This is a genomic window from Sulfuricurvum sp. MLSB (assembly GCF_000747095.1).
GTDB lineage: Bacteria > Campylobacterota > Campylobacteria > Campylobacterales > Sulfurimonadaceae > Sulfuricurvum.
The window spans coordinates 1-6,232 of record NZ_JQGL01000107.1 but is presented as its reverse complement, the minus strand read 5'-3'; the positions used below and the strand labels follow the sequence as shown (position 1 = coordinate 6,232).

The following is a 6,232-nucleotide window of genomic DNA, read 5'->3' as shown; positions in this document are numbered from 1 at the left end:
AGATCGTCGTGAAGTGTTGCCAGTTCTTTCAAATACGCTTCATCGAAAAAATCGCTGCGCGTGGCCAATACCTGCGCCAATTTGACGAAACTGGTCCCGAGCACGGTAATCGTCTCTTTCAGCCGTACCGCCGAGAGTGGCTTCATCCCCAGAAAAGAAGGCTTCTTCTTGATCAGCAGATACAACGACAGCAACAGTGCAAAGATGCGCCAAAGGCGCAGCGGAGAGTACAGAGAGATCACTTTTTGAGCGCTTCTTCTATGTCCTTTTTCGTTGCCAGTCCCAACTCTTCGATGACCTCTTTGATCGCGGTTTTAATCTCCTCTTTAAGGCGCGTCTCTTCGTTTTCGCCTTTGGTTTTGAGGCTTTCGAGGAAACTTTTGGTGTCGGATGTGCTGATTTTCCCTTTTTCTTCGAGTTTTTTAAGCTCCTCTTCTACCCGCTCTTTGAAGAGCAAAGCGCCGCCCAATCCGGTGTACATCAGTTCTTTTAACATGATCGACTCCTTTTGATATAGTGTAACATGATAACATTAGATGATAACGTTCGATAGTGTTTTTTTGTCATTTGATGAACTGCCATTGACGGACTACGAATAATCACGCGAATGAGTGACAATCAGGATAACCAAAGGAGGCGATCATGCTCGATCTTACCCAAATGCGGCGGGAGTATTCCCAAGCCGTTCTCGATGAAGATTCCGTTCATCCCGATCCGCTCAAACAATTCGAAAAATGGTTCGCAGAAGCACAATCGGCGCAGATCAGCGAACCCAATGCGATGGTACTCGCCACTGTAAATGCGAACAACGTCCCCAGCATCCGCGCCGTGCTGCTGAAAATTTTCGACACGCGGGGGTTTGTCTTTTTTACCAATTACAACAGCGACAAAGCCCGCGATATTGCGATAAACCCCAACGTGGCGCTGGAGTTTTTATGGCTCGACCTGGAGCGTCAGGTGAAAATACTCGGCCGCGCCGAAAAAATTTCGACCGCCGAATCGCTCAAATATTTTCTGAGCCGTTCACACGACAGCAAAATCGGCGCTTGGGTCAGCGACCAAAGCAAAGTCATCAGTTCGCGGCAGGCGCTCATGATGCAGGTGGAAAAGATGAAAGCCAAATTCAGCTCCGGCGAAGTCCCTCTCCCCGATTTTTGGGGCGGCTATCGGGTTGTTCCCGAAAAAATCGAGTTTTGGCAAGGGAGAGAAAGCCGCCTGCACGACCGCTTGCTCTACACGCGTCATGAGGGACATTGGGTAATTTCAAGACTCGCCCCCTGATACACTTCATACAAGGAAATACGATGACTATTTTGCTGACCGGAGCCAACGGCTACATCGGCCGCCGGCTCAAACACCGTTTACTTCAGATGCCGCAGATCCGCCTTCGCCTTTTTGTAAAACACGGCCAAGTCGTCATGGCGGGCGAACGCTGCGAGATCGTCGAGGGAAGCACCTTCGATACCGAAAGCCTTGAGCGCGCACTGAAAGGAATCGATACCGCGTACTATCTGATCCATTCGATGGAATCGGCCAACTACCGCGAACTCGACCGCCAAAGCGCAACGAACTTTAGAGACGCTTGTATCCGTGCCGGCGTTAAACGGATCATCTATCTGGGCGGACTTGGTGAGAAGGAGAGCGCGAGCGAGCATCTTCTCAGTCGGATCGAAACCGGCGAAATCCTGAGCGCACGGCCCGATCAAATCCAGACGTTCTGGTTCCGCGCCGGGGTCATCATCGGTTCGGGATCGGCCAGTTTCGAGATCATCCGCAATCTCGTCGAAAAGCTCCCCTTCATGATCACCCCAAAATGGGTCAATACCCTCTGCCAGCCGACCGCCGAGCGCGATGTCATCGAGTATCTGGCCCTCGCTGCCGCACTCCGATACGAAGGAAACATCATCATCGACATCGGAAGCGAACGGATGAGCTACAAAGAGCTGCTGCTCGGATACGCCCACGCAGTAGGTCTGGAACGCGTTTTGGTTCCCGTCCCTTTTTTCACCCCCAAACTCTCCTCCTACTGGCTCACCCTCATGACCCCGGTTCCCTACTCGGTCGCTTCGGCGTTGATCGAAGGGCTCAAAAGCGAGGTATTGGTCAAAAATGACAATGCATCGCGTCTTTTTCCTGCCATACGTCCCATGAAATACGAAGATGCGGTCAAAGCGGCGGTCGAAGAGATCAAAAACACGCAAGTCCTCAGCCGGTGGTCGGACACTTCGGGAACGGCATGGGAAGTTGACCACTCCGCACTCGCCGATGCGGTCTTTACCGACCGCCAGGTCGTTACGCTGGGGGGAGTAGAGCCTTCCCGCGTCTATGCAACCTTTTGCTCTGTCGGAGGGGACAGGGGATGGTTCGGATACGAACTGCTCTGGGGAATACGCGGATTCATCGACAAACTCGTCGGCGGATACGGCCTCTCCCGCGGCCGGCGCGATCCGCATACGCTGCGTATCGGCGACAGCATCGATTTTTGGAAAGTCGTTGATCTTCAGGAGAACGAGCGGCTGTTGCTGTATGCGCAGATGAAGCTACCCGGCAAAGCATGGCTCGAATGGAGGATCAAAGACGGCAGTCTTTATCAAACCGCCTATTTTTATCCGCAGGGGCTTGCCGGAAGGCTTTATTGGTACGCGCTGATCCCCTTTCATTTTCTGGTCTTCAAAGGCATGATAAACAGCCTGATGAATGAGGCATCAAAAGCGCCGATGCGCTTTTAAGCCATTCCAACGCCACCAATCGCCAGAAACCCTCTACGAACAGATTCCTTTTTTTTCTAAGATTATGCCTTCACAAAATACTCATTCGATTGGATGTTCGCATGAACCATAAAAAAGCGGTACTTCTTCTGAATATGGGCGGTCCGAATCACCTGGGCGAGGTGAAGACGTTTCTGCGCAACATGTTTAACGACCCGCGTATTATCGCTGCACCTGCGCCGATACGCAAATTAATCGCGTGGTTCATCACGTCACGCCGCAGTAAGGAAGCGATGCACAATTACGCCCGGCTTGGCGGAGTGTCTCCGATTATCGGTCATACCCGCAATGTCGTCCATGCTCTTTCGGGGCGAATCGATGCCGACGTTTTCTACGTCATGCGCTACACTCCTCCTTATACCCGTGACGTATTGCGCGACGTCGCAAATTACAGCGAAATTTATGCCATTCCTCTCTATCCCCATTTCTCATCCACCACAACCCTCTCGTCGTTCGATGCGATTCGTGATGAGGCGGCGCGTCTTGGCATTTCCCATAAAATTCGGACAATTGAGCATTATTACGCCGAACCTTCCTACATAGCCTGTATTGTCGAACGGATCAAAGAGGCTCTCGACAACGCCGATGCAGCCGATTTCGATCTTGTCTTTTCCGCGCACGGGCTTCCGCAGAGCATCATTGACAAGGGCGATCCGTATCAGCGGCACATCCGTTTCAACGTCTATCATGTCCGTCGGGCCCTGAACCATGCCGGTATCCGTTTTAACAAAACGCATCTTGCCTACCAGTCGCGTCTTGGACCGATGGAGTGGATACGACCGTATCTGGAAGACAAGCTCGCCGCATTGCGGAAAAAAAAGGTTATTATCTACCCGATAGCCTTTACCATCGACAACTCCGAAACCGAATTCGAACTCGACATCGAATATCGGGAAAAAGCCGAACAAATGGGATTTGAGGAATATCGTGTCTGCAAAGCCCCCAACGATCACCCCCGTTTCATCGACACGCTTGAACACTTGTACCGGGCGATGCAGCCATGAACCACGACCATGCGATCATCGATTTGCTTCAGGCATTGATTTGTGATAGACTAGCTTACAGATCAGAGGAGCTTGAATAATGGGTGACCTTGAATTGCGCATTACCCGCAACGACTGGCTAAGCGTATTGCTGATCGGTGTATCGTTTTCCACCATTATGTCGGTGTTCAGCTACTATCTTAGCGGGCTGTCGGTATGGGAGGGAGCGATTTTCGGCATAGTCATCGGATTTTTCATTACGACGTATTCGTTGATTTTCATCTCCGCCATGAACCGCTATCTTCTTCCCCGCCTCAGCCGTCAATGGTGGAACGCCATCGCGGCTGTTTTTTCATTCTTTTCCGGCTTTTTGGGGACGCTTGGTACCCATTTCGTCCTTCGCTACAATTCCGTCACGACGATTGATCTCTTCGCACTCCATCCGTACGAAACCGCTTCTATCATCGGCATACTGACCTACCTCATCGGAGCGCTCATGTACCGTTTCGTCAAAACCCGCAACGAAAAAGAGCACATCGACCGTCTCTTCGTCGACAGCCGCGTCCGTTCTCTTGAGACCCAGCTGAATCCCCATTTTCTTTTCAATGCCCTCAACTCGCTCGCCGAACTGATTCATCAGGATACGGCCAAAGCCGAAGAAACGGTACTGAAAATCTCCACTTTTTTGCGCAATACGATGACGGAAACGCCCCTTATTCTGTTCGATCAGGAGCTTAAAAACGTACGCGACTACATCGAACTCGAAAACATCCGCTTCAGAGGATCGATCGATTTACGGATCGATTGCGGCCATGCTCTTGAGCGATGGAAAGTACCCAAATTTTCGATTCAGCTGTTGTGCGAAAATGCGATCAAACACAGCATGCAGGGGACAACCGTCCCGTTTTCCCTCACTATCGATTGCCGCGTGAATGACGCGCTGCACATTCGCGTGTCCAATAACGGAAAACCGATCATCTCGCCGGCCTATGGCATCGGATTGTCAAACCTGCAAGAACGGCTGGCCTATCTGTGCCAAGGCACACTTACGATCGAGAGTTTCGATCCCCCGGCTTATCTCATTACCCTCAAGGAACCTCATGAAATTTCTGATCGTTGATGATGAACCGCTTGCCATTGCCCGCCTTGTGCGGCTTCTGGGGTCACTGGGATACAATTCCGTAACGTCGGCATCCAACGGCGCCGAAGCCCTCGAAGCGGCAAAAAAACATGATTTCGATATCGCATTTTTGGATATCTCGATGGCTGAAATGGACGGCATCGAGCTGGGATATGCCCTGCAATATGAACACGAAAAACTTTCGGTTATTTACCAGACCGCGCACGACACGTTCGCCCTCAAAGCTTTTGACGTAGGAGCAGTCGATTACCTCCTCAAACCCTACAGCGCCGAGCAGGTCGAGCGAGCGATAGAACGGATCAAGGGCAGAGCCAAGCCCAAGGAGCTGCGCCTGATCGCCAAAGCGGGCGAGAATCACTATCTCCTTACCCCCGAAGAGATATTCTACGTCAAAGCCGACCTCACCGAAGTCATCTTTCGCACGGCCAAAGGGTTTTGCTATTATCCGAAGAAAATCTCCGATCTTGAAACCCTCCTCGAACCCTACGGCTTTCTTCGGATTCACCGCTCGTACCTGATCAATCTCAACGCCATCGACGACATGGAAACTATCGATCAAAGCCGCATCAGCTTCACGTTCGAAGGGATCAAAGAGAGCATCGAAAGCTCCAAAGAAGGGGCCAAACAATTTCGCAGCCGATTCAAAGGAGAAGAGCAATGACCATAGCCGTATCCGCCTGTCTACTGGGCGAAAAAATCCGTTTCGACGGAGGACATAAGCTCGATCATTTCATCACTGACGAGCTGCGCGCTTTTGCCGATTTCATCCCGTTTTGCCCCGAACACCTCGCTTTCGGCACGCCTCGTCCCTCGGTTCGCCTCGTAAACAATGCGGGCGAAGTACGCGTCCAGTCGAACAAAACGGGCGAGGACCTCACCGACGCATTGATACGCACAAGCCGCTACGAACTCTCCAAACTCGAATCACAACCTCTTTGCGGCGTCATCTTCAAATCCAAATCTCCCAGCTGCGGCATGAAAAGTGCCAAGCTCTATCTGGAAAACGGTATGTGCGAAGGGAAAGAGGACGGCGTATTCGCCCGCATGTGCCGCGAACGCTACCCCCTTTTGCCGATGGAAGAAGAAGGACGGCTTCAAGACATGTGGCTGCGCGAAAATTTCGTCATGCAGGTGTTTGCGTACGATGCCTTCGAACAGTTCAAAGCCGCCTGTACGGGTATCGGCGATCTGGTAGAGTTTCATACCGCCTGCAAATTCATGCTCCAGTCCAAAAACGAGATGCTCTACCGGCAACTGGGTAATGTCGTCGCCAACCGCGAGGGAGAACCGTTTCAGACTCTTCTCGGACGCTACGAGCACCTCTTCAAAACGGCGATTGC

7 protein-coding genes and 1 pseudogene are annotated in these 6,232 nt (G+C 51.7%); 6 read left to right on the top strand and 2 right to left on the bottom strand.

From position 1 onward, the window contains the following. Both JU82_RS07840 and JU82_RS07835 read right to left on the bottom strand, forming a co-directional pair. Positions 1 to 242 (bottom strand): annotated as a pseudogene (locus JU82_RS07840) (AarF/ABC1/UbiB kinase family protein); the annotation flags it as partial. Beyond that, complete coding sequence (locus JU82_RS07835) at positions 239 to 496, bottom strand: hypothetical protein (protein WP_037949085.1); 258 nt, start codon at positions 494 to 496, stop codon at positions 239 to 241. The pseudogene JU82_RS07840 and the gene JU82_RS07835, both read right to left, overlap by 4 nt. Positions 497 to 642: 146 nt before the next feature. Between JU82_RS07835 and pdxH the strand changes: the two genes are divergently transcribed. The 6 genes from pdxH to JU82_RS07805 form a co-directional block, all read left to right on the top strand. Further along, positions 643 to 1,281, top strand: a complete 639-nt coding sequence (gene pdxH / locus JU82_RS07830; RefSeq protein WP_037949083.1) for a pyridoxamine 5'-phosphate oxidase — start codon at positions 643 to 645, stop codon at positions 1,279 to 1,281. A gap of 23 nt (positions 1,282 to 1,304) precedes the next feature. Next, entirely contained in the window at positions 1,305 to 2,729 is a 1,425-nt protein-coding gene (locus JU82_RS07825) for an SDR family oxidoreductase (protein WP_037949081.1), read from the top strand. A 101-nt stretch (positions 2,730 to 2,830) separates the two neighbouring features. Next, the gene (gene hemH / locus JU82_RS07820; RefSeq protein WP_037949074.1) at positions 2,831 to 3,772 is read left to right on the top strand and encodes a ferrochelatase; all 942 of its coding nucleotides are present in this window, start codon (positions 2,831 to 2,833) and stop codon (positions 3,770 to 3,772) included. 79 nt (positions 3,773 to 3,851) lie between these two features. Continuing rightward, positions 3,852 to 4,871, top strand: coding sequence for a histidine kinase (locus tag JU82_RS07815; RefSeq protein WP_037949067.1), 1,020 nt, complete (start codon positions 3,852 to 3,854; stop codon positions 4,869 to 4,871). Next, positions 4,852 to 5,553, top strand: coding sequence for a LytTR family DNA-binding domain-containing protein (locus tag JU82_RS07810; protein ID WP_037949065.1), 702 nt, complete (start codon positions 4,852 to 4,854; stop codon positions 5,551 to 5,553). Before JU82_RS07815 ends, JU82_RS07810 begins: the two co-directional genes overlap by 20 nt. Then, a partial coding sequence (locus tag JU82_RS07805; protein ID WP_037949063.1) for a DUF523 and DUF1722 domain-containing protein occupies positions 5,550 to 6,232 on the top strand: 683 nt, incomplete at its 3' end. The genes JU82_RS07810 and JU82_RS07805, both read left to right, overlap by 4 nt.

Excerpts from the sequence above, each read along its gene's own strand:
- pdxH (WP_037949083.1), top strand. The coding sequence starts at position 643 with ATGCTCGATCTTACCCAAATGCGGCGGGAGTATTCCCAAGCCGTTCTC.
- JU82_RS07815 (WP_037949067.1), top strand. The coding sequence starts at position 3,852 with ATGGGTGACCTTGAATTGCGCATTACCCGCAACGACTGGCTAAGCGTA.
- JU82_RS07810 (WP_037949065.1), top strand. The coding sequence starts at position 4,852 with ATGAAATTTCTGATCGTTGATGATGAACCGCTTGCCATTGCCCGCCTT.
- JU82_RS07825 (WP_037949081.1), top strand. The coding sequence starts at position 1,305 with ATGACTATTTTGCTGACCGGAGCCAACGGCTACATCGGCCGCCGGCTC.
- JU82_RS07835 (WP_037949085.1), bottom strand. The coding sequence starts at position 496 with ATGTTAAAAGAACTGATGTACACCGGATTGGGCGGCGCTTTGCTCTTC.
- hemH (WP_037949074.1), top strand. The coding sequence starts at position 2,831 with ATGAACCATAAAAAAGCGGTACTTCTTCTGAATATGGGCGGTCCGAAT.